25 protein-coding genes and 3 tRNA genes are annotated in these 26,757 nt (G+C 73.1%); 14 read left to right on the forward strand and 14 right to left on the reverse strand.

The features are described from left to right. Positions 1 to 15: 15 nt before the first annotated feature. Entirely contained in the window at positions 16 to 663 is a 648-nt protein-coding gene (gene rdgB / locus HLB15_RS02815; RefSeq protein ID WP_171103495.1) for an RdgB/HAM1 family non-canonical purine NTP pyrophosphatase, read from the forward strand. A gap of 186 nt (positions 664 to 849) precedes the next feature. On the opposite strand, the gene HLB15_RS02820 is transcribed toward rdgB, so the two are convergent. Genes HLB15_RS02820 through HLB15_RS02845 form a run of 6 tightly spaced genes read right to left on the reverse strand, consistent with a single transcriptional unit; the run spans position 850 to position 5,881 of the window. Continuing rightward, positions 850 to 1,224 (reverse strand): DUF3054 domain-containing protein, encoded by a 375-nt coding sequence (locus HLB15_RS02820; protein WP_229785338.1) that lies wholly within the window; start codon positions 1,222 to 1,224, stop codon positions 850 to 852. Between the two features lie 22 nt (positions 1,225 to 1,246). Then, positions 1,247 to 2,011 carry a LytR/AlgR family response regulator transcription factor gene (locus tag HLB15_RS02825; protein WP_171103497.1) on the reverse strand — a complete coding sequence of 255 codons (765 nt, stop codon included), beginning with the start codon at positions 2,009 to 2,011 and terminating at the stop codon, positions 1,247 to 1,249. Between the two features lie 5 nt (positions 2,012 to 2,016). Beyond that, positions 2,017 to 3,381, reverse strand: coding sequence for a histidine kinase (locus tag HLB15_RS02830; RefSeq protein ID WP_171103499.1), 1,365 nt, complete (start codon positions 3,379 to 3,381; stop codon positions 2,017 to 2,019). After that, positions 3,368 to 5,101 (reverse strand): sodium/solute symporter, encoded by a 1,734-nt coding sequence (locus HLB15_RS02835; protein ID WP_229785340.1) that lies wholly within the window; start codon positions 5,099 to 5,101, stop codon positions 3,368 to 3,370. Before HLB15_RS02835 ends, HLB15_RS02830 begins: the two co-directional genes overlap by 14 nt. Then, positions 5,098 to 5,436, reverse strand: a complete 339-nt coding sequence (locus HLB15_RS02840) for a hypothetical protein (RefSeq protein WP_171103501.1) — start codon at positions 5,434 to 5,436, stop codon at positions 5,098 to 5,100. Before HLB15_RS02840 ends, HLB15_RS02835 begins: the two co-directional genes overlap by 4 nt. Before the next feature lie 13 nt (positions 5,437 to 5,449). Then, on the reverse strand, positions 5,450 to 5,881 hold the full coding sequence (locus HLB15_RS02845) for a hypothetical protein (RefSeq protein WP_171103503.1): 432 nt from the start codon (positions 5,879 to 5,881) through the stop codon (positions 5,450 to 5,452). A gap of 315 nt (positions 5,882 to 6,196) precedes the next feature. Between HLB15_RS02845 and HLB15_RS02850 the strand changes: the two genes are divergently transcribed. Next, on the forward strand, positions 6,197 to 6,547 hold the full coding sequence (locus tag HLB15_RS02850; RefSeq protein ID WP_171103505.1) for a DUF4212 domain-containing protein: 351 nt from the start codon (positions 6,197 to 6,199) through the stop codon (positions 6,545 to 6,547). Then, a complete protein-coding gene (locus tag HLB15_RS02855; RefSeq protein ID WP_171103506.1) occupies positions 6,544 to 8,214 on the forward strand; it encodes a sodium:solute symporter family protein in 1,671 nt (556 codons plus the stop codon). The genes HLB15_RS02850 and HLB15_RS02855 overlap by 4 nt, the downstream gene beginning before the upstream one ends. An 86-nt stretch (positions 8,215 to 8,300) precedes the next feature. Here HLB15_RS02855 and HLB15_RS02860 read toward each other — a convergent pair whose 3' ends face one another. Beyond that, positions 8,301 to 8,606 carry a hypothetical protein gene (locus HLB15_RS02860; RefSeq protein ID WP_171103508.1) on the reverse strand — a complete coding sequence of 102 codons (306 nt, stop codon included), beginning with the start codon at positions 8,604 to 8,606 and terminating at the stop codon, positions 8,301 to 8,303. A 151-nt stretch (positions 8,607 to 8,757) separates the two neighbouring features. Here HLB15_RS02860 and HLB15_RS02865 point away from each other — a divergent pair, with 151 nt between their 5' ends. After that, on the forward strand, positions 8,758 to 10,398 hold the full coding sequence (locus tag HLB15_RS02865) for an ABC-F family ATP-binding cassette domain-containing protein (RefSeq protein WP_171103510.1): 1,641 nt from the start codon (positions 8,758 to 8,760) through the stop codon (positions 10,396 to 10,398). 201 nt (positions 10,399 to 10,599) lie between these two features. Here the strand turns inward: HLB15_RS02865 and trxA are convergent, their stop codons facing one another. Beyond that, positions 10,600 to 10,962, reverse strand: a complete 363-nt coding sequence (gene trxA, locus HLB15_RS02870) for a thioredoxin (protein WP_171103513.1) — start codon at positions 10,960 to 10,962, stop codon at positions 10,600 to 10,602. A 157-nt stretch (positions 10,963 to 11,119) separates the two neighbouring features. Here trxA and HLB15_RS02875 point away from each other — a divergent pair, with 157 nt between their 5' ends. Continuing rightward, on the forward strand, positions 11,120 to 11,689 hold the full coding sequence (locus HLB15_RS02875) for an NUDIX hydrolase family protein (RefSeq protein ID WP_171103515.1): 570 nt from the start codon (positions 11,120 to 11,122) through the stop codon (positions 11,687 to 11,689). An 18-nt stretch (positions 11,690 to 11,707) separates the two neighbouring features. Here HLB15_RS02875 and HLB15_RS02880 read toward each other — a convergent pair. The 3 genes from HLB15_RS02880 to bcp form a co-directional block, all read right to left on the reverse strand. After that, positions 11,708 to 11,789, reverse strand: a tRNA-Leu gene (locus HLB15_RS02880). 35 nt (positions 11,790 to 11,824) lie between these two features. Next, the gene (locus tag HLB15_RS02885) at positions 11,825 to 13,036 is read right to left on the reverse strand and encodes an acyl-CoA dehydrogenase family protein (protein WP_171103517.1); all 1,212 of its coding nucleotides are present in this window, start codon (positions 13,034 to 13,036) and stop codon (positions 11,825 to 11,827) included. Then, entirely contained in the window at positions 13,036 to 13,515 is a 480-nt protein-coding gene (gene bcp, locus HLB15_RS02890) for a thioredoxin-dependent thiol peroxidase (RefSeq protein WP_171103519.1), read from the reverse strand. The genes HLB15_RS02885 and bcp overlap by 1 nt, the downstream gene beginning before the upstream one ends. Before the next feature lie 124 nt (positions 13,516 to 13,639). On the opposite strand from bcp, the gene HLB15_RS02895 reads away from it, so the two are divergent. The 3 genes from HLB15_RS02895 to HLB15_RS02905 all read left to right on the forward strand — a co-directional run bounded on the left by HLB15_RS02895 (position 13,640) and on the right by HLB15_RS02905 (position 14,276). Further along, positions 13,640 to 13,936 (forward strand): GroES family chaperonin, encoded by a 297-nt coding sequence (locus HLB15_RS02895; RefSeq protein WP_171103566.1) that lies wholly within the window; start codon positions 13,640 to 13,642, stop codon positions 13,934 to 13,936. 91 nt (positions 13,937 to 14,027) lie between these two features. Further along, a tRNA-Lys gene (locus tag HLB15_RS02900) sits at positions 14,028 to 14,103 on the forward strand. A 100-nt stretch (positions 14,104 to 14,203) separates the two neighbouring features. Continuing rightward, positions 14,204 to 14,276, forward strand: a tRNA-Lys gene (locus HLB15_RS02905). 54 nt (positions 14,277 to 14,330) lie between these two features. Here HLB15_RS02905 and HLB15_RS02910 read toward each other — a convergent pair. Next, positions 14,331 to 14,642 (reverse strand): hypothetical protein, encoded by a 312-nt coding sequence (locus tag HLB15_RS02910; RefSeq protein ID WP_229785342.1) that lies wholly within the window; start codon positions 14,640 to 14,642, stop codon positions 14,331 to 14,333. 175 nt (positions 14,643 to 14,817) lie between these two features. Between HLB15_RS02910 and HLB15_RS02915 the strand changes: the two genes are divergently transcribed. Together HLB15_RS02915 and HLB15_RS02920 are read left to right on the forward strand one after the other, a co-directional pair. Next, a complete protein-coding gene (locus tag HLB15_RS02915) occupies positions 14,818 to 18,351 on the forward strand; it encodes a metallophosphoesterase (protein WP_171103521.1) in 3,534 nt (1,177 codons plus the stop codon). Next, positions 18,348 to 19,547 carry a HupE/UreJ family protein gene (locus HLB15_RS02920; protein WP_229785343.1) on the forward strand — a complete coding sequence of 400 codons (1,200 nt, stop codon included), beginning with the start codon at positions 18,348 to 18,350 and terminating at the stop codon, positions 19,545 to 19,547. The genes HLB15_RS02915 and HLB15_RS02920 overlap by 4 nt, the downstream gene beginning before the upstream one ends. Positions 19,548 to 19,558: 11 nt before the next feature. Here HLB15_RS02920 and HLB15_RS02925 read toward each other — a convergent pair whose 3' ends face one another. After that, positions 19,559 to 20,566, reverse strand: coding sequence for an alpha/beta fold hydrolase (locus HLB15_RS02925; RefSeq protein WP_171103523.1), 1,008 nt, complete (start codon positions 20,564 to 20,566; stop codon positions 19,559 to 19,561). Between the two features lie 77 nt (positions 20,567 to 20,643). On the opposite strand from HLB15_RS02925, the gene HLB15_RS02930 reads away from it, so the two are divergent. From HLB15_RS02930 to HLB15_RS02945, 4 genes are all read left to right on the forward strand, one after another. Beyond that, positions 20,644 to 21,243, forward strand: a complete 600-nt coding sequence (locus HLB15_RS02930; protein ID WP_171103525.1) for a TetR/AcrR family transcriptional regulator — start codon at positions 20,644 to 20,646, stop codon at positions 21,241 to 21,243. 131 nt (positions 21,244 to 21,374) lie between these two features. Continuing rightward, positions 21,375 to 22,205, forward strand: coding sequence for a tRNA (guanosine(46)-N7)-methyltransferase TrmB (gene trmB / locus HLB15_RS02935; RefSeq protein WP_229785351.1), 831 nt, complete (start codon positions 21,375 to 21,377; stop codon positions 22,203 to 22,205). Positions 22,206 to 22,388: 183 nt separating this feature from the next. Next, on the forward strand, positions 22,389 to 22,727 hold the full coding sequence (locus tag HLB15_RS02940) for a DUF485 domain-containing protein (protein WP_171103527.1): 339 nt from the start codon (positions 22,389 to 22,391) through the stop codon (positions 22,725 to 22,727). An 11-nt stretch (positions 22,728 to 22,738) separates the two neighbouring features. Further along, complete coding sequence (locus HLB15_RS02945; RefSeq protein WP_171103575.1) at positions 22,739 to 24,373, forward strand: monocarboxylic acid transporter; 1,635 nt, start codon at positions 22,739 to 22,741, stop codon at positions 24,371 to 24,373. A 57-nt stretch (positions 24,374 to 24,430) separates the two neighbouring features. Here the strand turns inward: HLB15_RS02945 and HLB15_RS02950 are convergent, their stop codons facing one another. Then, positions 24,431 to 26,755 (reverse strand): FdhF/YdeP family oxidoreductase, encoded by a 2,325-nt coding sequence (locus HLB15_RS02950; protein ID WP_171103529.1) that lies wholly within the window; start codon positions 26,753 to 26,755, stop codon positions 24,431 to 24,433. Positions 26,756 to 26,757: the final 2 nt, after the last annotated feature.

A 26,757-nucleotide genomic window follows, 5' to 3' on the forward strand; every position in this document is an offset into this window, starting at 1 on the left:
TGGCATGATCGGGACATGACCTCCTCGACCGTGCCGCCTGCCGCCCGGATCGTCCTCGCGACGCACAACCTCAAGAAGGTCGGGGAGCTGCGAGCCATCCTCGGCGCCGCCGGCCTCGTCCTGCCGGACGGCGGCCTCGTCACCTCGGGCGAGGTCGGGGCGCCGGAGCCCGTGGAGAACGGCGTGACGTTCGCCGAGAACGCGCTCATCAAGGCGCGCGCGGTCTGCGCCGCGACCGGCCTGCCCGCCGTCGCCGACGACTCGGGCCTCGCCGTCGACGTGCTGGGCGGCGCGCCCGGCATCTTCTCCGCGCGCTGGGCGGGGCGGCACGGCGACGACGTCGCCAACCTCGAGCTGCTGCTCGGCCAGCTCGCCGACGTGCGCCCGGAGCACCGTCAGGCCGGCTTCGTGTGCGCCGCGGCCCTCGTGACCCCGGACGGGCACGAGGAGGTGCGGCTCGGCGAGATGCGCGGTGTGCTCGCGACGGCGCCGCGCGGCACCAACGGGTTCGGCTACGACCCGATCCTGGTGGTCGACGAGGACGGCGACCGCACGGCCGCCGAGCTCTCCCCGGAGGAGAAGAACGCGATCTCGCACCGGGGCAGGGCGTTCCGCGCGCTGGCCCCGGCGATCCTCGCCACGCTGACGGCCCCGGCAACCTGACCGCCGGGTCATCTTCGGCGGTCCGACCGGCCTGAGCTGCCCGTCCGCCCCGTCCGCCCCGCCCCGCGCCCCGACGTCGATCGCTTTTCGACCCGACGTTTCTTGGCTTTGACGGGCCGCAAAGGCGAGTAACGTCGGGTTGAAAGGCGATCGGCGGCGACGCAGGAGCGGCGACGCCGGAGCCGGTCAGGGTCGGCGGCGCAGGAAGGTCGCCAGCGCGCGCCAGCCGAGCATCGTCAGGGCCAGGAACGCGGCCGTCACCAGGGCGAACGTCCAGGCCAGGCCCCCGCCGGACAGGCCACGCAGCGCCAGGCCGCCCAGCACCGTCACGGCCCACACCACGACGCCGACCGGCCACACCCGCGCCGGGTCGCGCCACGCGCGCGCCACCAGCCAGCCGAGCAGGGCCGCCGCGGCGAACGGCCAGACGACGCGCCCGAACGCCTGCAGCAGGTCCCCGTCGTGGGACGCGATCCCGATCGCGGTGAAGGCGAGGACGGCGACGCCGTCGGCCACCGCGGCGGGCCACACGGGACGCACAGCAGGGGGAGTGGTGCTCACGCGAGCGAGCCTAACCGCTCGCTCAGACCCCCAGTCGGCGGCGCAGCTCGCGCGCCTGCCGCCGGGAGACCTCGACGCGGCTGCGCTGCCGGTCGTTCATCACCAGCACGAGCGCACCCTTGAAGTCCGGCACGAGCTCGCGCACGTGGTCGAGGTTGACCAGGTACGACCGGTGCACGCGGAAGAAGTGCCCGCGCAGGCGGCGTTCCAGCTCGTTGAGGGAGAACGTCACCAGGAGCCGTTCGTCGGCGAGCTTGAGGGACGAGTAGCCGCGTGCGGCGCTCGCGTACACGATCGCGGACTGGTCGACGAGCACCGTGCGTCCGTCGCGCTGCACGGGCACGCGGGCCAGCGGCTCGGGCTCCTCGCCGCGCCGTGCGGGCCCGCCGCTCGACGGGGCCGCGGACGGCGACGCCGCGTCGTCGGCGTGCTCCAGCGCCCGCTCGAGCGCGCGGGCGAGGCGGGCGGCGTCGAACGGCTTGACCAGGTAGTCGGCGGCGGCGAGGTCGAAGGCCTCGACGGCGTGGTCGGGGTAGGCCGTCGTGAAGATGACCCTGGGCGGGTTCGGCAGGTCCCGCAGGGCCGCGGCCACCTCCAGCCCGCTCCCGCCCGGCATGCGGATGTCGAGCAGCACGAGGTCGTAGGGCAGCGAGCGCAGGAGCAGCAGGGCCTCCTCGCCGTTGGCCGCCTCGCCGACCACCTGCACCTGCCCGAGCTCCTCCAGCAGGAAGCGCAGCTCAGCCCGGGCCGGTGCCTCGTCGTCGACGATCAGGGCGCGGGGGCGCATGCGCCTCAGCGTAGCGGGACACGCACCTCCACGACCGTGCCCTCGCCCTCCGTCGACTGGATGTCCAGGGTGAACCTCTCGCCGAACAGCGTGGTCAGCCGCTCGGAGATGTTCTGCAGGCCGACGCCGCCGCGCGCCCCCGCCTCGCCGTGGGACCCGTCGGGGGCCCGCGCCACGAGCGGGGTGCCCAGCCGGTCGAGCACGTCGCCGGCCATGCCGACGCCGTCGTCGGTCACGCGGATCGTCGTCGTGCGGGTCAGCGGGTCCACCCGTGCTCTCAGGGTGACGGTGCCGCCCTGGACCTTGGTCGCGAGCCCGTGCTTGACGGCGTTCTCGACCAGCGGCTGGATCGTCAGCACCGGCACGTGCGCCGTGAGCACCTGCGGGTCGACGTCGTACCGCACGCGCAGCCGGTCCCCGAACCGGGCCTGCTCGAGCGACAGGTACGTGCGCACGAAGAAGTACTCCTGCGCGAACTCCGCGAGCTGCCCTTCCTGCCGCACCGCGTACCGGAAGAAGTCGGACAGGCGCAGCAGGAGCTGCCGCGCCTCGTCCGGGTCGGTGCGCGACTTGGACGCGATGGTGTTGAGGATGTTGAACAGGAAGTGCGGGTTGATCTGGGCGCGCAGGGCGTCCAGGCGCGCGTCCGCGGCGAGCTTGCGCTCGCGGTCGGCCTCGGCGAGCTCGAGGTGCAGCGACAGGATGCTCGCCATGTCCTCGACCTGGTCGCGCGGGGCGGGCTCGTCGTGCGTACGGAACACGCCGATGGTCCCCACCACGCGCTCGCCCACGACGAGCGGCACGACGACGGCGCTGCGCAGCGGGCAGCCGGGCACGTCGCAGCCCATCGCGGACGCGCGGCGGGTGACGACCGTGCGGCCCTTGTCGATCGAGCTGCGCACCGCGGCGGCCCGCACCCGCCCGCCGGCCTCGTGGTGGTCGGACCCCGGGCCGACGAACGCCAGGTTGAGCTCCCGGTCGGTGATGACGACGGCGTCGCCCCCGAGCAGCGGGCGCAGCAGCGTGGCGGTGCGGCGGGCGGCGTCGGCCGTGAGGCCCGAGCGCAGCGGCATCCGGTGACCTGCCACGATGCGCCGGCGCGAGCGCTCGACGCCTCGGCCCTCGGCGTGATCGCCCGCCGGCCGGGAGCCGACGGCGCGCCCCCTCAGCCGCCGCCACCGCGCCAGCGGCGCGCGCGGGCCCCGCAGCGCGGAGGGGTAGCCGAGCACGAGGAGCACCGACGCCGCGGTGCCCGCCACCACGGTGGTGCCCACCCCGAGCGGCGGCGACACGACGACCTGGGTCACCAGATACACCACGGCCCAGGTGCCGCAGATCGTCGCGGCGAGCAGCAGGCTACCCGTGCGCATCGCGCCCCTCCCGGCGTCGGGCGGTGCGGCCGGAGCGGCGCCGCGTGGGCTGCTGGAGGCTCGCGAGGGTCAGCCGCGCGAGGCGTTCGGCGTGCCGGTCGGCGGCGGTGCCGTGCAGCACGAGCCACTGTCGCTCGACGTCGTCGGGCGGCGCGGTGCGGCGGGAGACCAACCAGGTCACGAGGGCGGCGAGGGGCGCGGCGACGAGCGTCGGGGTCATCAGCGTCTCGCCGAGCCCGGGTCCCACCGGCAGGGCGCCGAGCACGAACATGCTCACCGAGACGAGCCCGCCGACGGTCATGCCCGCGGTGGCGCCCGCCGCCGTCGTCCCGCGCCACCAGATCGCGAGGACGAAGACGGGGGTCAGCGCGGAGCCCGCGATCGCGAACGCCCACGTCACCATCGCGGCGACGATGGACGGCACCGCCGGGGTGAGCTCACGCGGCTCCATGGCGATGGCCAGCGCACCCGCGGCGACGGCCACGAACGCGGTGCTCGCCCGGCCGGCCCACACCGCCTGGGTCTCGGTGGCGCGGGGGTTGATGTGCCGCTCGTACACGTCGTGGCCCCAGGACGCCGCCGCCGCGAGCAGGAGGCCCGCGATCGTCGACATCACCGCGACCAGCGCGCCCGCCGCGACGACGGCGAGCCCCGAGTCCCCGCCGTAGATCCGCCCCAGGACGGGCAGGGCGTGCTCGGGGACGAGCAGCACGCCGTCGACCGTCAGTTCCTCGAGCCACGGGTGGTCGTCGACGGCGGCGGCGATCTGCTGCCGCGCGGCCGTGCCGAGCATGACGGCCAGCGCGTAGAACAGGCCGGCCAGGCCGATCACCCACACCGTCGTCATGCGGGCCGCCGTGCCCGTCGGGCTGGTGAAGTAGCGGTTCATCACGTGCGGCAGCCCCGCGGTGCCGAGCACGAGCGTGAGGATGAGGGCGAACTGGGCCAGCGGGCCGTAGGCGGCGCCGGGCTGACCGAACAGGGCGGGTGCGCCGGGGTCGATCTGGTTGTCCTCGGGCCGCAGGTACCACCCGGCGTCGCCCGGCGCGGGGTTGGCCAGCGGCTCGGCGGACAGCTCGGCGACGGCGGAGGAGTAGTGGAAGCCCGAGCCCGCCACGGCGACGGCGAGCCAGACCAGCGCGCCGAGCAGCAGGAGGAACTGGATCGCCTGCGTCCAGGTGGTGCCGCGCATCCCGCCGAACGCGACGAGGCCCGCCACGACGGCCGTCGACAGCACGACGCCCGTCTCGTAGGCGGACAGGCCGGGCAGCCCGCGCCCGACCAGGAGCTGCCAGGTGATGCCGCTGCCGACGGCCTGGGGGATGAGGTAGGAGAGGATGACGATCTGCACCACGCCGACGGCGACCAGCCGCACCCGTTCCGACGCGAGCCGGCGGCCGAGGAAGTCCGGGATCGAGAACTCGCCGAACCGGCGCAGGGGCGCCGCCACGAAGAGCAGCACGGGCACGAACCCCGCGGCGAACCCGACGGCGTACCAGACGCCGTCGAGCCCCGAGACGTAGACGGCGGCCGCGACGCCGAGGAACGACGCGGCGGAGAAGTAGTCCCCGCAGATGGCCAGGGCGTTCGTCGCGACGCCGACCCGCTGCCCGGCCAGGTAGAAGTCCACGGTCGAGGAGCCGCGCGGACGCACGACGAGCGTCATCAGCGCGACGAGGGCGATGAGGGCGGCCAGCGTGCCCGCGCTGGTGACGGTCACGGGCGGTCCTCCTCCGGGGGGAAGCCGTCGGCGTCGTCGACGTGCCTGCCCCCGAGCATGCGTGCCTCGACCGCGGAGGAGAGCGACGCGGCGGCCAGGCCGATGACGAGGAAGAACGCGTAGAGCCCGAACGCGGCCATGGCGAAGCCCGGGCTCATGCCGCCGGCGAGCCGGCCGTCCGACCACCAGCCGAGGGTGAGGGACAGGGCGGGCACGCCCATGAGGGCGGCGAGGAAGAGGACGACGTGGGTGATCGCGACGCGGCGCAGGGTGCGGAACGCCGCGTCGACCTCGGCCGGGGTGTCGTGCTCGTCGACCCCGTCGTCGAACTCCATGTCAGGAGGGTAGTCAGGGCCGTCGTTCCGCGGCGTGGCGCAGGCGCCACGCCGTGCGCAGCAGGATCACCGCGCCGCCGAGGATCATGACCAGCCCCATGCCGGGCCACGCCGTGGGGAAGGCCCCCGCGACCACGGTGAGCTGGACGACCTGGGCGAGGTAGATGCCGCCCGCGACGACGGCAGGGAGCGCGACGACGAGGCAGTGCACGATCGCGACGCGCCGGAACGGCAGGACCGCCCCGGCGAACGCGAGAGGGGCAGCGGCCATGGTGGCCCAGCCGAGGTAGCTCGCGTGGCCGGGGATGTCGCCCAGCGGCGTGCTGATCCACGGCAGGACCGACCCGACGAACACGCAGAGCCCGCCGACGATCATCGCCAGGCTGCCGGGGTGCGTGACACGGCGGCGCACGGCGGTGCCGGAGGTGCTCGACGTCGAGGCCATGGGCCGATCGTAGGGCCGGCGCGGCCCGCGGGGGAGGGCTCTCACCTCCCCGTCCTGACGGACGGCCGGGCCCGCCCCGCGAACGGTCGGAACGCCACCGCGAGCGGTCGGGTGAAGTTGGCGGACTCCGCTCGCCGCCCCGATCGACCGCTCGCGGGGTCGCGTCCGCCGTCCGCCCGGTCGGGCCTTGCGCCACCAGGCCCGCTGCCCGTTTCCTCGGCCTCAGGGGGCATCTGTGACCCGCACCACAGAGCGGCCCGGCGCGTGCTGGGGCTCCCGCCGGGCCGCACCACGACACGCAAAGGAGCGTCGAACATGGCCGACACCCACGAGGGCCCGGGGGGCGCCGCGCCGCCGCCGGACGACGGCGCCGTACCGGCCGCCGGCCGGGACAACGGCTGGCGCACGGAGTACTGGAAGAAGAACCTGCGCCTCATGGTGGCGCTGCTCGTCGTCTGGTTCGTGGTCTCGTTCGGCGCGGGCATCCTCTTCGTCGAGCAGCTCAACCAGATCGTGATCGCCGGCTTCCCGCTGGGGTTCTGGTTCGCGCAGCAGGGGTCGATCTACACGTTCATCGTGCTGATCCTCATCTACGCCCTGCGCATGGACCGGCTTGACGACGAGTACGGCGTCAGCGAGCGCAACGAGGACGGGAGCCGCGCATGAGCGACATCCAGACCTGGGCGCTGATCTTCGTCGCGGCGTCCTTCGCGCTGTACATCGTCATCGCCTGGCGCAGCCGGGTCCGCGAGACGAAGGGCTTCTTCGTCGCCGAGCAGAACATCCCCGCCGTCGCGAACGGCGCGGCCGTCGCGGCGGACTGGATGTCGGCGGCGTCCTTCATCTCGATGGCGGGCCTCATCGCCTTCCTCGGGTCGGACGGCTCCATCTACCTCATGGGCTGGACGGGTGGCTACGTGCTGCTCGCGCTCCTGCTCGCGCCGTACCTGCGCAAGTGGGGCAAGTTCACGGTCCCGGAGTTCGTGGGCGACCGGTTCTCCGAGACGGTGCGCTCGGTGTCCGCCGTCGTGGCCATCATCGTGTCCTTCACCTACGTGGTGGGGCAGATGTCCGGCGGCGGCATCGTGTTCTCCCGGTTCCTGCAGGTGGAGCAGGCGTGGGGCGTCGCCATCGCCGCGGCGGTCATCTTCGCCTACGCCGTGTTCGGCGGCATGAAGGGCATCACCTGGACCCAGGTGGCCCAGTACACGGTGCTCATCGTCGCCTACCTCATCCCGGCCTGGGCCGTGGCCCAGACGATGACCGGGTTCCCGGTACCCCAGATCACGTTCGGCGAGATCCTGGCCGAGCTCAACCGGATCGGCGCCGAGTTCGGCCTGCCCGTCTACACCGAGGCGTTCACGGCGCGACCCCAGATCGACGTGTTCCTCGTGACGATGTCGCTCATGATCGGCACCGCCGGCCTGCCGCACGTGATCATCCGGTTCTACACGACCAAGACGGTCCGCGGGGCGCGCTACTCGGCCCTGTGGGCGCTGATCTTCATCGGCCTGCTGTACACGACGGCTCCCGCCGTGGGCGCGTTCACCAAGCTGAACCTGCTCTCCGGCGTGCAGGGCGCCGCGGTGGACGCCCTCCCGTCCTGGGTGCAGAACTGGATGGCGACCGGGCTGGTCACGGTCGGTGACGGGGTGCAGACGATCAGCACGATCAGCAACAACCCGGAGTCGGGCGCCGACCTGATCATCAACAACGACATCCTGGTGCTGGCCAGCCCGGAGATCGCGGGGCTGCCGGCTCCGATCATCGGCCTGGTCGCGGCGGGCGGCCTCGCGGCGGCCATGTCGACGGCGGCGGGCCTGCTGCTCGTCATCTCGTCGTCGGCGTCGCACGACCTGTACTTCCGGTACGTGGACCACCACGCGTCGGAGTCGCGCCGTCTGCTCGTGAGCCGCATCGCGATGGGCCTGGCCGTCCTGGTCGCCATCTACTTCGGCATCAACCCGCCGGCGTTCGTGGCCCAGGTGGTCGCCTTCGCCTTCGGGCTCGCCGCGTCGACCTTCTTCCCGATCCTGCTGCTGGGCATCTTCTGGAAGCGGGCCAACGCGGCAGGCGCGGTGTCCGGCATGCTCGCGGGCCTCGTGTTCACGGCGACGTACATGATCTACACCCTGCCGGTGTTCGGCACCGCGGCGAACGACCACGTCCTCGGCATCAGCCCCGAGGGCATCGGCACCATCGGCGCCGTCGTGAACCTCGTCGTCACCGTCGTCGTGTCGCTGCTGACCAGACCACCCGCCCACGAGGTGCAGGAGATGGTGGAGAACATCCGGTACCCCGCGGAACGCAGGACGGAGGTGACCCCCGCCTGACCAGCTCGCCGTGGGCACGCGGCGCACCCGCCCCTGGGTGAACCCCCGCCGCGTGCCCGCGGCGTCGTCGTGCCGGACGTGGTGTGTCAGAAGCGGCCGGTGAGCAGGACGCCCGTTCCCGACCACACCGCGAGCACGACGGCGGTGGCGGACACCCAGGGCCGCCTGCGGGCCACGATCGCCGACACGACGGAGCCCACGAAGGTCACCGCGAGACCCATCCCTGTGGTCGCGACGACGAAGAGGCTGCCGATGACCGCCGCCCACAGCGGGGGGAACGGGCCGGTGGTCCACGAGGAGGGCCGCGCCTCGTGGACCGCGGAGGTCTCGGTGGACGCGACCCGATCGGGCACGGCGGACGGATCGGGCGTCGGGGCACTGGGACCGGTCACGGAGCCGCCTTCGGGTGGTGGTGTCCGGACCGATCGGGCCGGCGACGGGACCGTACCGCCGGTGCGCCGGTCCGCACCAGTCCTGTGTGCCGCGCCGGCTCCTGACCTCGGTCGACGACAAGCCGTCGAGCCCGGCCCGTAGGCTGGGGGGATGCACCTCGTCGCCCAGGACCTTGCCTTCGCGTACCCCGGGCGGGACGTGCTGGCCGGCGTGACCTTCACCGTCAACGACGGCACGCGGCTCGGCGTCGTGGGGGAGAACGGCTCGGGCAAGTCCACGCTGCTGCACCTGCTCGCCGGGGATCTTGCGCCGAAGGCGGGCGAGGTCCGGCGGCACGGGAGCGTCGCCCTCGTCGAGCAGGAGCTGCACCCGTCCCCCGGGCAGACGATCGGCGACCTCGTCGCCGCGACCCTCGACGGCCTGCGCGCCGCCGCCGGCGAGCTCGAGGCCGCGGCCGCCGCGTTCGACCACGGCACCGGCGACCTCGCCGTCCTCGAGCGCACGCTCGCCGCCGCCGAGCACCTGGCGGTCTGGGACGCCGACCGCCGCGTCGAGGTGGCCCTCACCCGGCTCGGCGCGCCACGCGACCCCGTCCGCCGGCTCGACGAGCTCAGCGTCGGGGAGCGGTTCCGGGTGCGGCTCGCCTGCCGCCTCGCCGAGCGCGCCGACCTGCTCCTGCTCGACGAGCCCACCAACCACCTCGACGACTCCGCCATCGAGTTCCTCACCGGCGAGCTCGTCGCCTGGCGCGGCGGCGTCGTGCTCGTCACGCACGACCGCGAGCTGCTCGACGACGCCGCCACCGCCATCCTCGACCTGGACCCCTCCTGGGACGGCAAACCGGTGCTCTACGGGCAGCCCGGCTACCTCGCCTACCGGTTCGCCAAGAACCAGGCGCTGCACCGCTGGCGCCAGCGCTACCGGGCCGAGCGCAAGCGAGCCGCCGCGCTCGCGGAACGGCTCGACGCCTCGTACGAGGGACTCTCCGACGAGTGGCGCCCGCCCAAGGGCTCGCAGAAGCACCGTCGCGCCACGCGGGCCCGGATCCACGTCAAGGCCGCCGACCGCCTGATCCAGAAGCTCGAGGCCGAGGCCATCGAGGTGCCGACACCGCCCGTCGAGCTCCGGTTCCCCGACCTCCCGGCCATGTCACCCGGCTGGGACCCCGCCGACCCCGTGGTCGAGGTGCGCTCACCCCGCGTCGGGGACGACGGCGCCGCCCGGCTCGACCTGCCCGGCACCCGGGTCGCCGTGCCGCCGTCGGGCAGGCTGCTCGTGGTGGGGCCCAACGGTACGGGCAAGTCGACGCTGCTCGCGGCGCTCGCAGGCGCGCTGCCGCTCGACCAGGGGACGCGGACGGTCGTCCCGGGGGCGCGGATCGGCGTCGTGGGGCAGGAGAGCGCGCCGATCACCGGGAAGGCGCGGCTGCGGACCGGGTTCGAGACCTACGCGGACGAGGCGCTGCGCCTGCTCTCCGCGGGCGAGCTCGACCCCGACTACGTGGTCCCGGTCGCGGGGCTCGGCCTGCTCAGCGAGGAGGACCTGGACCGGCCGCTCGCCGAGCTGTCGGCCGGGCAGCGCCGCCGGTTCGAGCTGGCGCGGGCGCTGCTGCACGCGCCGCACGTGCTGCTGCTCGACGAGCCGACGAACCACCTGTCCATCGACCTCGTGGACGAGCTCACGCGCGCGCTCCAGGTGACGCCCTGCGCCGTCGTCGTCGCGACGCACGACCGCCGCATGCGGTCGGACCTGGACGACTGGCCGGTGCTGGACCTGACGCGGGCGGAGTGAGGCGTTGCGAGCTCAGGGGGTGTGGGACCAGCCTTGATCTGAGCCCGTTGCCCGTGGTCCAGCTCGCCGCTCGACGTGATCTCTCGTGCTGCCTCGATGATCTCCTGACGATCCAGCGCGACGAGGCTCTCGTCGCGCTCCAGGTGCCGGACACCACGAAGGCCGCCTCCCCGGGGGAGGCGGCCTTCGTGGTGTCGGGCGTCAGTTCTTCTGCGCCTCGAGGTCCTTGCGCACCTGGTCCATGTCGAGGCCGCGGACGGCCTCCACGACCTCGGCGAGGCCCTTGGGCGGCAGGGCGCCGGCCTGGCGGAACACCAGCACGCCCTCGCGGAAGGCCATCAGCGTCGGGATCGAGGTGACCTGCGCGGCGGCGGAGATGCCGGGGTTGGCGTCGGTGTCCAGCTTGGCGTGGACGATGTCGGTGTTCTCGTCCGACGACTTCTCGAAGACGGGGCCGAACATCTTGCACGGCGGGCACCACGTGGCCCAGAAGTCCACGAGCACGATGTCGTTGTCGGTGACGGTCTTCTCGAACGTGGCGTCGGTGATCTCGACGGTGGCCATGTCCTGGTTCCTCTCGTTGAGCGTCTGCTACGTGCAGCACTCTTACGCCCTCGGCTATTCCAGGAATGGTCGCGCAGTGACCCGGCAGACAGCCGCAGGCCCGGACTCGTCGGCGCGGGGTAGGGCGCGCCGGGGCCCGAACTGGTAGAACGGACCCGTGACGGACACTGCCGACTACCCTTCGGACGACTTCTACCCCGAGCCCACGCAGCCGTCGGGGTGGCTGACCGACGAGGACCTCGCCGTCGTACGCGCCCAGCTGCCGCTCGTGTACGTGGACGCCGTGCCGGTCCGCGTCGACGACTCGGGCGACGTGGTCTCGGTCGGCCTGCTGCTGCGCGTCAACACGCAGGGCGTGATGACGCGGGCGCTCGTCTCGGGCCGCGTGATGTACCACGAGCGGCTGCGCGACGCGCTGCTGCGGCACATCGAGAAGGACCTCGGCCCCGTCGCGCTGCCGCAGGTGCCGCCGTCGCCGCAGCCGTTCACCGTCGCCGAGTACTTCCCCACCCCGGGCATCACGGCGTTCCACGACCCGCGCCAGCACGCCGTGTCCCTCGCGTACGTCGTGCCCGTGACGGGCGACTGCCGTCCGCAGCAGAACGCCCTCGACCTCGCCTGGCTGACGCCGGAGGAGGCGTGCGCCGACGACGTGCAGGCCGAGATGATGAACGGCCAGGGCATGCTGCTCAAGCAGGCCATGGCCCACGTGGGCCGGCTGCCGTAGCAGCCCGGCCCACAGGGGTGCGCGAGGCGGGACTCGAACCCGCACGTCCGAAGACACCAGGACCTAAACCTGGCGCGGCTGCCAGTTACGCCACTCGCGCGCGGCGCACAGTCTACGGGTCGACGACGGCCCAGGTCAGCGGAACGCCGCGAGACCCGTCAGATGCCTGCCGAGCACGAGCGTGTGCACCTCGTCGGTGCCCTCGTACGTGCGCACCGACTCGAGGTTGTTCGCGTGCCGCAGGGGCGAGTGGTCGAGCGTCACGCCGTTGCCGCCCAGGATCGTGCGCGCCTGCCGGCACACCTCGATCGCCGCGCGCACGTTGTTGAGCTTGCCCGCCGAGATCATGTGGCCCTCCAGGCGTCCGGCGTCCTTGAGGCGGCCCAGGCGCAGCGCCAGGAGCTGGGCCGTGGTGACCGCCAGCGCCATGTCGGCCAGCTTGGCCTGCGTGAGCTGGAAGCCCGCCACCGGCGTGCCGAACTGCTCGCGCCCCTTCGCGTAGGCGAGCGCCGCCTCGAACGCGTCCCGCGCCGCGCCCACGGCGCCCCACGCGATGCCGTACCGCGCCTCGTCGAGGCACGCGAACGGCCCGGCCAGGCCCGGGTGCTCGGGCAGGATCGCGTCGGCGGGCAGGCGGACGCCGTCGAGGGTGACGTCGCACTGCACGGACGCGCGCATCGACAGCTTGGGCTCGATGGGCACGGCCGAGAACCCCGGGGTCGACGTCGGGACCACGAACCCGCGCACCCGGTCCCGCTCGGTGCCGTCGTCGCGCGGCTCGCGGACCTTGGCCCAGATGATCGCGACGTCCGCGATCGACGCGAGGCCGATCCAGCGCTTGGCGCCGTCGAGGACCCACTCGCCGCCGGCGTCGCCCGTCTCACCGCCCGGCTCGAACCGGGCGCGCGTGGTCATGCTCGCGGGGTCGGAGCCCGCGCCCGGCTCGGTGAGCCCGAAGCAGCCGACGAGCTCGCCCGTGGCCAGGCGCGGCAGCCACTGCCGCTTCTGCGCCTCGGAGCCGTGCTTGTGGATCGCCGACATCGCGAGCGACCCCTGCACCGAGACGAACGTGCGGATGCCGGAGTCGCCCGCCTCGAGCTCCTGGGCCGCCAGCCCGTACTCGACGGCGGACCGCCCGGCGCAGCCGTAGCCGTCCAGGTGCATGCCGAGCACGCCGAGCTCGCCCAGCTCGGGGGCGAGCTCGCGCGGGAAGTGCGCGTCGGCGAACCACTGCGCGATGTTCGGCCGCACACGGCGGTCGACGAACTCGCGCACCCGGTCGCGCGTGGCCAGCTCGGCGTCGCTCAGCTCGGCGTCGAGGTCGAGCAGGTCGGCGGGCGAGGCCATCAGTCGAGGCCCAGCGCCCTGCGCACGCGGGCGACGTGGCCGGTGGCCCGGACGTTGTAGAACGCCTCGGCGACCGTGAGGTCGGGGTCGACCACGACCGTGGAGCGGACGACGCCCACGTAGGTCTTGCCGTAGTTCTGCTTCTCGCCCCACGCGCCGTACGCCTCGAGGGTGGCGTGGTCCTCGTCCGAGGCGAGCGCGAAGGTGAGCGACTCGTCCGCCGCGAACTTCTCGAGCTTCTTCACCGGGTCGGGGGAGATGCCGACCACCGCGTACCCGGCCGCCTGCAGGGACGCCTCGGAGTCGCGGAAGTCGCAGGCCTCCTTGGTGCAGCCCGGCGTCGCCGCGGCGGGGTAGAAGTAGACGATGACGCCCTTGTCGGTGCTCGCCGCCAGGTCGGTCAGGCGGACGGTCGCGCCGTCGGCGGTCGGGAGGGTGAAGTCGGGAGCCTTGTCCCCGGGCTCGAGGCGAGTGGTCATAGCGGCAACCGTAGCGCGGTCACGGGAGCGCTTCGCGGTCGCGTAGCGTTGTCCCGTGAGTACTTCCGCGACGCCTGACGCCGGACCTGCCGCCGTGACGACGCCCGGCACCCTCCCGATCCGCATGCTCCACGACCGGCTGCTCGTCGAGCCCGAGCACGACGCCGCGGAGCGCCAGTCGACGGCGGGGCTGGTCATCCCGGCGACCGCCGTCGGGCCCAAGCGGCTCGCGTGGGCGACGGTCGTGGCCAAGGGCGAGCACGTCCGTCAGGTCGCGGTCGGCGACCGTGTGCTGTTTGACCCCGAGGACCGCGCCGAGGTGGACCTGGGCGGCAAGGACTACGTGCTGCTCCGCGAGCGCGACGTGCACGGCGTGGCCGAGAACGACGAGGCCGACGGCGCCGCGGGGCTCTACCTGTAGGGCCCCGGCGCTGTCGCGCAGTTCACAGGCCGGCGCCGTCCGTTCGGTTACCGATGACGGCGCTGGTCCTGGTAGTGTTTCTCCCCGTTGCGCGCCATTAGCTCAATAGGCAGAGCAGCTGACTCTTAATCAGCGGGTTCGGGGTTCGAGTCCCTGATGGCGCACCAGCACGACGGTTCCGAGGCCTCTCCCTGCGGTCCGTCGTGAGCGGAGAATCAGATGGCGCGCAGACCCTGCGACCCTGGTAATCTCTCCGTCGCAAGGCAGGCGCCATTAGCTCAATTGGCAGAGCAGCTGACTCTTAATCAGCGGGTTCGGGGTTCGAGTCCCTGATGGCGCACAGCACGACGAAGGCCCCCACCACGGTGGGGGCCTTCGTCGTTCCCGAGGTGCCTCAGCGCACCTGGACCGGGAACAGCTCCGTGCGCTCGACGACCCGGTCCCGCTCGGCCGCCAGCGCCGTGCGGCGGGGGTCGGCGAGGTAGCCGTCGAGGTCCCCGCTGCTCCCGAACCGGTAGAGCTGCACCTCGTGCGGATGTCCGTCGGCGCCGTCGGACGCCGCGCGCTGCAGCACCTCGCCGCCGTGCTCGGCCACCAGGGCGAGCACCGTGTCCTCGTAGGCGGCCAGGCCTGCCTCCTGCCCGGGGCGGGCCCACAGGAGGCAGCACAGCCGGATCTCGGTGGTGCCGGTCAGGTCGTCGCTCATCCCTCGACTAGGCGGCGCCCGCCTGGGCCGAGGATTCGTCCAGGTTCCAGACAGTTCGTCCGGCAGTTGCCTGACGCACCCGTGCCGTTCACCCGGCGGGTCCAGGTTGGCGTCCGGGCGTGCGCAGGGACGCCCGGACCCGAGACACGACCCCAGGACACTCAGGAGGGCGGCCATGCGGCCAGTCACCAGGAACCAGCCGAGCAGCACCCACAGACCCGGACGGCGGACCTCGCGCCAGGCGGGGCTCGTCGCGGCCGTCACCGCGGCCGCGCTGGCCGTGACGGGCTGGGCGGCGACCTCGTCGTCCGCTGCGCCCGCTGACGACGCCCACGACGCACGCCCGGCCGGCCGGCCGGCGCCGCACGAGCCCGGTCCGACGCCGGACGGTCCGCTGCTCACCCCTGGCGACGGTGCGTTCCTCGAGGGCTCCGTGGCCGTCGCGGCCGAGCCGGTGGCACCGGGCGACGACGTCGCGCGGCTCACGGTCGACGGCGCGCCCGTACCCGGTGCCACCGAGACCCTCGGGACGTCCGTGCTCGGCTTCCAGGTGGGCAGCAACTCGATCGAGGCGCGGTACGGCAGCACCGTCTCCGTGAACGGCGCCGCGCCGATCCCGCTGCCCGATGCCGTGAGCGAGCGCGTCGAGCTCGAGGTGCCGAACGAGCAGCTCCGCGCGGGCGAGAACACCGTCGAGGTGGTCGTCGGGGCCATCGAGACGAGCTGCGGCTCCAACCACGACGACTTCGTGCTGTCGGACTTCACGCTCGAACCCCTCGGCGAGATCGCCGACGGCGAGGAGAACGAGTACACCTACGCGTTCGGTGACGGCAGCTGCGGGTCCACCACGAGCCTCCTGCTGCGCGCGGAGCTGACCTTCTTCGTCCAGGGCGACCCGCAGGGCACGACGGGGCTGCGCGCCGAGCTCGACACCACGACGCTGACCAACGGCGCGCACACGCTCGAGGCGCGCACCGCCTCGGGCGACCGCACGCGGCACACGGTGCGCGTGAACAACGCACCGGCCGGCGCGCCGCGGCTCACGCCCGTCGACGGCACGCTGACCACGGGCGCGGTCGTCGTGACGGGGGCGCGGCCCGCGGACGGCGAGGGCGGCACGGCCGGGCTCGCCGTCGACGGCGAGCCGCTGGACGCGACCCAGACCCTCGGCACGGGCGACGCGACGTTCTCGTTCGACGTCGGGTCGAACTCCGTCGACGGCCGTGCGGCGAACCTGCTCGTGGTCAACGGGATCGAGACGCCGCTCGGCGGCTCGTACGCGAGCGAGCGCGCCGACGTCGTCTTCCCCAACGAGTGGCTGCGGCCGGGGGAGAACACCGTCCGGGTCGTCACCGGCGCGTTCGCGGACGACTGCAACCGCGACGACTTCACGATCTCGGCCCTCGCGCTGGCCCCGGCAGCGGGCACGGCGGCCGGCCTCGACCTCGAGCCCACCTACCGCATGGGTGACGGCACCTGCGGCTCCAACGAGACGCTGCTGCGCGAGATCACGCTGACGTTCGACGTCGACGCGCCCGCGCGCGGCCTGCGCGCCGACCTCGACACGGCTGACCTGCGCGACGGCGAGCACGAGCTCACCGCGACGTCGACCACGGGCGAGACCGCCGCACGCACGCTGGTCACGGACAACACGGGTCCCGCGCTCACGCGGGTCACGCCCGCCCGGGGCGCGCGGCTGACGGCCGCCGTGCCGCTCGACGTGGCGGTCGACGACGCGTCCGGCGTGGTCGAGGGCCCGGCCGTCACGCTCGACGGCGAGGAGGTCGCGCCCGGCGACCCGGTCGGGCCCGGCCTGTCCGCGGGCCGGCACACGATCGGGGTCACGGCGACGGACGGCCTGGGCAACGCGGCGACCCACGAGGTCACCTTCGTCAGCGCCGGGATCCCGGACGTGCCCTCGGAGGTCGCGCCGGCGTCCGGGACCTCCGACGTGGGCCGCACCGCGACCCTGCGCGCGAAGGTCACCGAGCCCGACGGCGGCCGCCTCACCGCGCGGTTCTCCGCCGCCGAGATCCTCACGCCGAAGCGCGCCTGGGAGGGTACGGCGACCGAGGTGCCGACCACGCTGGACCCGCGCGGGCAGCGGAAGATCGGCACGACGGCGCTCGCGCCCGGCGACGGCCGGTCGGAGGAGGCGCCGGCCTCGGCCGACGTGACCTACCAGCGGTTCGACGTGCCGGTGCACGGCACGGTCGACGCGCCGGTGCTGCGCTGGGAGGGCACGGCCGACCCCGCCCGCCTGGTGACCCTGCGGGTCTGGAACCCGCGGACCGACGCGTGGGACGTCGTCGCGTCGGCGCGCGGCGCGGTCGACGGGCCGACCGTGCTCGAGGGCACCGTGGACCGCGGCCACGTGGACCGCGGCGCCGTCCACGCGATGGTGACGGGCGAGGACCCGTTCGCCGACGACCTCGCCGCCGGCGACGGCGACCGGTTCGAGGACCCGGAGGACTACGACTTCTCGATCGTCCACTACACCGACACGCAGTACCTGTCGGAGGGTGCGGTCGAGCAGGAGACGCCCGAGGAGCGCGCCGTGTGGGCGCAGGGCTACGAGGGCGTCATGAACTGGATCGTCGACAACGCCGACGAGCGGAAGATCGCCTACGTGGCGCACACCGGCGACATCATCGAGAACAACATCCGGGCCTTCCCGCCCGAGATGGAGGACCAGGTCATCGGTGAGCTCGAGTTCGCCTCGCAGGCCCAGGGGCGCATCGACGCGGCGGGCATCCCGAACGGCGTCGTCGCGGGCAACCACGACAACCAGTCCGGCACCGACCCGACGCTCTACGACCGGTACTTCGGGCCCGACCGGTACGAGGCGCTGTCCGAGGGCTGGGAGGACGCCTCCTACGGCGGCGTCATGGAGCCCGGCTCGAACGAGAACCACTACGACCTGTTCTCGGCGGGCGGCCTCGACTTCGTGGTGGTCGGCCTCTCGTACGGCGTGACGCGGGACGAGGCCGAGTGGGCGGCGTCGATCTTCGAGCGGTACCCCGACCGCAACGGCATCCTGCTCACGCACGACTACCTCGAGCCCTCGTCCTCGCCGGACGGGCGGGGGGCCGCCTTCGGCGGGTCGGACGGGCCGCTGCTGTACAACCTGCTCGTCAAGGACAACCCGAACGTGTTCCTCGTGCTCGCGGGGCACCGGCACGGCGTGGGCACCAACGTGCGCCCGCCCGTCGTCGGCGACATCGGTGGCGGCGTGGTCGAGCTCCTGGCCGACTACCAGTTCTACACGGTGTCAGCGGGCCGGCTGGGCCTCGACCGGATCGGCGGCTACGACCCGGCCGACCAGCTCCAGTTCGGCGCGTCGTTCTTCCGGATGCTGCAGTTCGACGTCGACCGTGGCGAGATGTCGGTGGACACCTACTCGCCGCTCCTCGGTGAGTTCGGCGCCACCGAGTACGACACCGAGCACCGGTACGACGGCCGTGAGGACGACATGGTGCTGCCCGTCGACCTGACGTCGCGCACGACGTCGTTCACCACCGACGCCGTGGTGCTGTACGACCCGTCGCACCAGATCGGCCAGGACGTCGTGGCCTCCGGCCGCACCGCGTCGGTCCGGTGGACGGGCCTGAAGCCGGGCCGCACCTACGCCTGGTTCGTCACGGCCCGCACCTCCGGGGGCGGCACCGCGACGGCGCCCCCGGCGTACTTCACCACGGCGCGCCGGTGAGGATCCGGCACACCGTCGCCCTGGCGGGGCTGCTCGCGGTCGTGAGCAGCCCCGCCGGGGGCCTCGCCGCGTCCGCGCACGACGCGACGAGCGACGTGTACGCCCAGGTGCAGGCCGCGGCGCCCGGCTCGGCCGACGTGTCGGTCGTGCTGGACCTCGAGTACGACCTGCTCATGAAGTCCGCGTGGCTGCGTGCCGAGGCGTACGAGGCGACCGGCCGCGCGGCGCAGCTCGCCGAGCTCGACGAGCACGAGGCCGCCGTGGACGGCTACGTCACGGACCGGTTCGCCGTGACGTCCGACGGCGACCCCTGCACGCCGACGCTCGCCGCGGCCGACGTCGTCGAGCGCGGCGGGCGGGCGTACGCCTCGCTCGCGTACGCCTACGCGTGCGCGGGCGCACCGGACGGCGTGCACGAGGTGTCGAGCGCGCTGTTCCCCGACGCCGAGTCGTTCGTGCACTCGACCGAGACGATCGTGGAGTACGCCCTCGACGGCGAGGAGGGCTCGGCGGTGCTCACCGCGTCGTCGCCCACCCTGACGACCGGGGAGCACCGGCTGCTGAAGCAGCTCGCGGAGTTCTTCGTGCTCGGCGGGGAGCACCTGCTGTTCGGGCTCGACCACGTGCTGTTCCTGCTCGCCCTGCTCGTCGGGGCACGCCGCCTGCGCGACGTCGTGTGGACGGCGACGGCGTTCGCCGTGGCGCACTCGATCACGTTCCTGCTGGCGGCGCTCGGCGTGGTCGAGGTGCCCGCGATCGTGGTGGAGCCGGTGATCGCCGCGTCGATCGCCGTCGTCGCCGGGGTGGACCTCGTGCTGCTCGCACGGGACGGGGCGGCGCTCCCGAGCGGGGTCCGCGACGCCCTCGCCTGGCGCGGGACGGTGCGGGACGAGCGGACGGCGTGGGACCGGTGGCGGCTGCCGCTCGTGTTCGTGTTCGGCCTCGTGCACGGCGTGGGGTTCGCCGGTGCGCTCGGGATCGACGCGGCGTGGTCGTGGTCGCTGCTGTGGTCGCTGCTCGCGTTCAACGTGGGCATCGAGGCGGTGCAGCTCGGCATCGTCGCGGTGGTGTTCCCGCTGCTGGTGCTGCTGCGCGCCCGCGCCCCGCGCACGGCCCGCTGGGCCCTGGGCGCCGGCTGCGCGGTGATCGCGGTGGTCGCACTGTGGTGGCTCCTGGAACGCACCGCCCTGGCGTGAGCCGCTCGCGGTCAGCGGGCCGGGTCGTGGGTGTCCCAGAAGGACAGGAGCTCGGCGTCCAGGGCGGGGGCGACCTGCATGGGGAGCGAGTGCGTCGTGTCCGGCCAGATCTTCACCGTGGCGTCCGGGATCAGGCCCGCGCGCTCCGCCGCACCCTCGCCGCCGGCCAGCGACGAGTCGCTCGCGATCGCCACGTAGACGGGCATCGGCAGCGCGCGCAGCTCGTCGTCGGTGAGCTGGACGGGGTTGGGCAGCGAGCCCGAGCTGAAGTGCCGCGAGCCGGCGGCGATGAGGCGGGCCAGCGGGTCGTCGGGGTCCACCTCCTCGGCCTCGACGCCGCCGATGCGGTGCAGCGCGGCCTCGCGCCACGCCTCGGGCACGAAGGGGAGCGAGGCCGGGATCGACACGAGGATCGTCGACAGCGGCATCATGCCGAGGGTGAGCACCGGCTCCAGGAGCGTGAGGCTTGCGAGGCGCTCCGGGTACCGCACGGCGACCGCCGCGGCCAGCCCGCCGCCCTGGGAGTGGCCCACGAGGTGGGCCCGCTCGATGTCGAGCGCCGCCATGGCCTCGTCGACCCAGCGCGCCGAGTCGCCGACGCCGGCCAGCGGCAGGGTCTGCGTGGACAGCCCGGTGTCACCGAGGGTGTCGAAGGCGTACACCGTGCGGTGCCCGACGTAGTCCGGCAGGTTGTCGCCCCACATCGGCACCGACGCCGACCGGCCGGGCAGCAGGACGACGGGCGCGGCGTCGGGGTGCTCGTCGTCGACCCAGGCGTAGGCGCGGACGGTGCCGAACGTGGTCTCGAGGTCGTGCGTCGCCGTCGGCTCGGGCAGGCTCGCCAGCGCGGCCGCGTACGCCTCCTCGTACGCCGCTCGCCCCTCCGGGCTGCGGAAGTGGCCGACGCCCGGGCCGCTCGCGGCGAGGAGCAGCACGAGGCCGCTCGTCGAGAGGGTGGCGACGGTCGCGAGCAGGACGACGGGCCAGCGGCGGCGCGGGGCGTGGGGCTCGGTGCGCATGATGTCTCCTCGGGGCTTGTTGCAATACGTTCGCATCGTAACAGATGGCGATGCGGGTGCATTGCTAAACTCGACGCATGCCGAGGATCGTCGACCACGCAGAACGCAGGGCCCAGATCGTCATGGCGCTGTGGATGGTGATCGCCGAGCGCGGCATCGAGGGTGTGAGCCTGCGCACCGTGGCCGCGGCGGCGGACGTGTCGATGGGGCGGATCCAGCACTACTTCGGCACCAAGGAGGCCCTCGTGCTGGCCGGGTGCACCGCGCTGATCGACTCCGCGTACGAGGGCTACCTCGGCACCACGGACGACCCGCCGCGGGAGCGGCTCCTGCACGTCGTGAGCCAGCAGATCCCGCGCGACGACGGGCAGCGCGCCGCCGTCAGCGTCTGGTACGCCTATGTCGCCCGGTCGATCAACGACGACGCCGTCCGCCAGGTGCTCGCCGAGGCGCGGCGTGGTGCCGAGGAGGAGTGCGCGCGGCTCGTGCGGGAGGCGAGCGGGGTGGACGGCGCCGTGGCGCTGCAGCGGGCCCGTCGGCTGCTCGCGCTCGCCGACGGCCTGACGCTGCGCGCGCTCGTCGGCGATCTCGGCGCCACGGAGGCGGTCGCGATGCTGGAGACGGAGCTCGACACGATCTGCCCCACCACCCGGCGAGGTAGTCACGTGGCGAGGTAGTCGTCCAGCGAGGTAGTCACGTGGCGAGGTAGTCATCCAGCGAGGTAGCCACGAGTGCTCTTGCCGAGTGACTACTTCGCCACGTGACTACCTCGCCACGTGACTACCTCGGCACCTCGTACCATCGGGCTGTGAGTCAGCCCGTGCCCGCTTCGCCCGCCGCCTCGTCCGACAGTCCTGCCGACAGCCCCGCCGAGCGCCCGCGCCCGGACGCCGAGGGGCGTCCAGGGCTCGCGGGGTTCCGGACCCGGCCGGTGTCGTTCGTGCGCCGCTCGGGCCGCCTCACCGACCGGCAGAAGCGCATGTGGGAGACGCGCCGCGACGCCTATCTGATCGACGTCCCGCGAGCCGTCGCCCGCACCTCGGTCGACCCCGCCTGGGTGCTCGACGCGGAGGCCGTCTTCGGGCGCACGGCGCCGCTCACCGTCGAGATCGGCTCGGGCATGGGCGACGCCGTCGTCGAGGCGGCGACCACCGACCCGGAGCGGGACCACCTCGCCGTCGAGGTCTACGAGCCCGGCCTGGCCAACACGATCGCGAACGCGGACCGGGCGGCGGCCGAGCAGGGCCGCGAGGGCCTGTCCAACCTGCGGCTCGTGCAGGCCAACGCCACCGAGCTGCTGGAGACGGCCCTGCCCGCCGGCGCGGTCGACGAGCTGTGGGTGTTCTTCCCCGACCCCTGGCACAAGTCCCGGCACCACAAGCGTCGTCTGGTCACCGCCGAGTTCGCGGCCCTCGCCGCGCGCGTGCTGCGGCCCGGAGGCACCCTGCGCCTGGCCACCGACTGGGCCGAGTACGCCGCGCAGATGCTCGAGGTGCTCGACGCCCATCCGGCGCTCGACAACGCGCACGGCGCGGGCGGCGCGGCGCCGCGGTTCGAGCGGCGCGTGCTCACCAGTTTCGAGCGCAAGGCGCACCGCGCGGGGCGCACGATCACCGACCTCACGTACGTGCGCCGCTGACCTGCCGCTTCGCCTGTCACGGGCCCGCCGATCCCGGGTGAAATAACGACTTGGTCAAGTCGATCGACCCGCCGGGGGAACCCATTGCCCTGAGCATGTGAAATACGGCACATTGGGCCACTGGTGCGAGAACGCACCGGGCCGCGGGAGAGCGCGAGCCCCGCATGAGCCAATGGAGGCGGCATGAGTGACGTAGAGGCTTCAGGGCCGGTCGAAACCGATTACCAACGCGTCGAACGGTCGGCGGAGTTCCAGAGCCTGCGCAAGGCCTTCCGGAACTTCGTCTTCCCGATGACGGCGCTGTTCCTGGTCTGGTACCTGCTGTACGCGCTGCTGAGCGTGTACGCCCACGAGTTCATGAGCACCCGCGTCGCCGGCACGGTGACCGTGGGGCTCGTGTTCGGCCTGCTGCAGTTCGTGTCCACGTTCGTGATCACCACGCTCTACGCGCGCTGGGCGAACAACAAGTTCGACGCACGGGCCCAGGCCCTGCGCGAGGAGATCGAGGGGGGCCAGCTGTGAACGGGACCGTCATGGCCGCCGCGGCCACGAACGTCGGCAACACCTGGATCAATATCGGCATCTTCGGGGCGTTCGTCGCCGTCACCCTCGTCGTCGTCTTCCGGGTGTCGCGGCAGAACAAGAGCGCCGCCGACTTCTACGCGGGCGGGCGCACCTTCACCGGCACGCAGAACGGCACGGCCATCGCGGGCGACTACCTGTCGGCGGCGAGCTTCCTGGGCATCGCCGGCGCCATCGCCGTCAACGGGTACGACGGCTTCCTCTACTCCATCGGCTTCCTCGTGGCGTGGCTCGTCGCCCTGCTGCTGGTCGCCGAGCTGCTGCGCAACACCGGGAAGTTCACGATGGCCGACGTGCTGTCGTTCCGCCTGCGTCAGCGCCCCATCCGCATGGCGGCGGCGCTCTCGACGCTCGCCGTCGTCTTCTTCTACCTGCTCGCCCAGATGGCCGGTGCCGGCGGCCTCGTGGCCCTCCTGCTCGGCATCACCGACCAGGCCGGCCAGGGCGTCGTCATCGCCGTCGTCGGCGCGCTGATGATCCTGTACGTGCTGGTGGGCGGGATGAAGGGCACCACGTGGGTGCAGATCATCAAGGCGACCCTGCTCATCCTGGGCGCCGGCGCCATGACGATCTGGGTGCTCGCGCTGCACGGCTTCAACCTGTCGGCCGTCATGCAGGAGGCCGTGAACATGTCGGGCGACCGCGGCGAGGCGATCCTCGAGCCGGGCCTGCAGTACGGCGCGAGCGCGCTGTCCCAGCTCGACTTCCTCTCCCTCGCGCTGGCCCTCGTGCTCGGCACCGCGGGCCTGCCGCACGTGCTCATGCGCTTCTACACGGTGCCCTCGGCCAAGGAGGCCCGGAAGTCCGTCGTCGTGGCGATCTGGCTGATCGGCATCTTCTACCTGTTCACGCTCGTGCTCGGGTACGGAGCCGGCGCCCTCGTCGGGCCGGACGCCATCCTCGCGGCACCGGGCGGCCAGAACTCGGCGGCCCCGCTGCTGGCGTTCGAGCTGGGCGGCGAGATCCTGCTGGGCATCATCGCCGCGGTCGCGTTCGCCACGATCCTCGCGGTCGTCGCGGGCCTGACCATCACCGCGGCGGCCAGCTTCTCGCACGACATCTACGCCTCGATCATCAAGAAGGGGCAGGTCTCGGCCGACGGCGAGGTGCGCGTCGCCCGCTGGACCGTCGTCGTGATCGGCATCATCGCGATCCTCGGCGGCATCTTCGCCAACGGCCAGAACATCGCGTTCCTCGTGGCGCTCGCGTTCTGCGTCGCGGCGTCGGCCAACCTGCCGACGATCATCTACTCGCTGTTCTGGAAGCGGTTCAACACGTCCGGCGCGCTGTGGAGCATCTACGGCGGTCTGATCTCGACGATCGTCCTGATCATCTTCTCGCCGGTCGTGTCGGGCAAGCCCGCCGACCCGGCGACGGGGCTGAGCAAGTCGATGATCAGCGACCCGAGCATCGACTTCCACTTCTTCCCGCTCGACAACCCGGGCATCGTGACGATCCCGCTCGCGTTCGTGCTCGGCATCGTCGGCACCTACCTGAGCAAGGAGCGGTCGCACCCGGAGAAGTACGCCGAGATGGAGGTCCGTTCCCTCACGGGCGCGGGCGCCGAGAAGGCGGTCGAGCACTGACCTCGCGTTGAGTGCGGGGTGTCCGCCTCTCCGCGCCGGAGGGGCGGACACCCGCACTCAGCGGGCGGCCTCCAGGCGGATCACGACCGACTTCGAGGCCGGGGTGTTGCTCTGGTCCGCCGTGTGGTCCAGCGGCACGAGCACGTTCGTCTCCGGGAAGTACGCCGCGGCACAGCCCCGGGCCGTCGGGAAGGAGACGGCGCGGAAGCCTTCGGCCCGGCGCTCGGTGATCGCGCCGTCGGCGTCCGGCCACTCGCTGACCAGGTGCACGGTGTCGCCGTCCGCGAAGCCACGCTCGGTCAGGTCGTCGGGGTGCACGAACACCACGCGGCGCCCGTTGCGCACGCCCCGGTACCGGTCGTCCAGGCCGTAGACCGTGGTGTTGAACTGGTCGTGCGAGCGCACGGTCTGCAGCAGCAGCCGGCCCTCCGGCACGCGCACCACCTCGAGCTCGTTCACCGTGAAGTTCGCCTTGCCCGTGGTGGTGGGGAACACACGGGCGTCGCGCGGCGGGTGCGGCAGCACGAACCCGCCCGGCTCGGCCACGCGGCGCTCGAAGTCCTCGAAGCCGGGCACCACGCGCGAGATGGCGTCGCGCACGCGCGCGTAGTCCGTGGCGAACTCCTCCCACGGCGTCGGGTCCTCGGGGCCGAGCGTGCGGCGCGCCAGGTCGCAGAGGATCGCCGTCTCGCTGCGCAGGGACGCCGAGGCGGGCGCCAGCCGACCGCGTGATGTGTGCACCACGCTCATCGAGTCCTCGACGGTGACCACCTGCTCGCGGCCGCCCGTGAGGTCGCGCTCGGTGCGGCCGAGGCACGGCAGCACGAGGGAGCGCCGGCCGGGCAGCACGTGCGAGCGGTTGAGCTTGGTCGACACGTGCACCGTGAGCGGCACCTCGCGCAGCGCGGCCTCGGTCACGGCGCTGTCGGGCGTCGCCGCGGCGAAGTTGCCACCCACCGCCATGAACACCCGCAGGTGCCCGTCGCGCAGCGCCCGGACGGTCTCGACGACGTCGTACCCCGGCTCGCGCGGGGGCTCGAAGCCGAACTCGGCGGCGAGCGCGTCGAGAAACGCCGGCGTCGGGCGCTCCCAGATGCCCATGGTGCGGTCGCCCTGCACGTTGCTGTGCCCGCGCACGGGACAGGCGCCCGCGCCGGGCCGTCCCACGTTCCCGCGCAGGAGCAGGAAGCTGACCACCTCGCGGATGGTCGCCACCGACTGCTTGTGCTGCGTCAGGCCCATCGCCCAGCACACGACGACGTTCTTCGCGGCCAGGACGTCCTCGACGAAGCCCTCGATCTCGGAGCGGTCCAGCCCGGTGGCCGCGTCGACGTCGGCCCAGTCGAGGGCGCGCCACGCGGCGGCCGCGCGCTCGAACCCCGAGGTGTGCTCGGCGATGAACGCCCGGTCGAGCACGCCGGGGTGGCCCGCAGTGCGGGCGTCGTCGTCGGCCTCGAGGAGGAGGCGGTTGACGGCCTGGAAGAGCGCGAGGTCGCCCGCGAGGCGGACCTGGAGGAACCGGTCCGCCAGCTTGGTGCCCGCGCCGACCACGCCCTTGACGCGCTGCGGGTTCTTGAAGGTCTGCAGGCCTGCCTCGGGCAGCGGGTTGATCGCGACGATGCGGGCGCCGCGCTCCTTGGCGTGCTCGAGCGCCGTGAGCATGCGCGGGTGGTTGGTCCCGGGGTTCTGGCCGACGACGACGACCAGGTCCGCGTGGTCGGTGATGTCCTCCAGCGAGACGCTGCCCTTGCCGATGCCGAGGGTCTCGGTCAGTGCGGTGCCCGACGACTCGTGGCACATGTTCGAGCAGTCCGGCAGGTTGTTCGTGCCGATCTTGCGGGCGAGGAGCTGGTACAGGAACGCCGCCTCGTTGCTCGTGCGGCCCGACGTGTAGAACGCCGCCTGGTCGGGGGAGCCCAGGCCGCGCAGCTCACCGGCGACGAGGTCGAGCGCCTCGTCCCACGAGACCGGGCGGTAGTGGTCGGAGCCCTCGTCGCGCAGCATCGGCTCCGTGAGGCGGCCGGCCTTGCCGAGCCGGTGGTCCGTCCACGTGGCCAGCTCGGAGATGGGGTGCTCGGCGAAGAACGCGGCGTCCGCGCGCTTGCGCGTCGCCTCCTCGGCGATCGCCTTGGCGCCGTTCTCGCAGAACTCCGCGAGGTGCGGCTTGCCCGGCTCGGGCCACGCGCACCCCGGGCAGTCGAACCCGCCGTGCTGGTTGAGGACCGGCAGGGTGCGCAGCCCGCGCGCGACGCCCGCCTCGTCGAGCACGTGCGCCAGCCCGTGCACGACGCCGGGCACGCCGGCGGCGCTGGTCCGCGGCGGACCGATGCGGAGGGTCGTCTCGGGGGCGTCGGTGCGGGCGTCGTCGCTCACGTCGGTCACAG

Origin of the sequence: Promicromonospora citrea, from assembly GCF_013004695.1 — a bacterium.
In the GTDB taxonomy this organism is placed as follows: Bacteria; Actinomycetota; Actinomycetes; order Actinomycetales; family Cellulomonadaceae; genus Promicromonospora; species Promicromonospora citrea.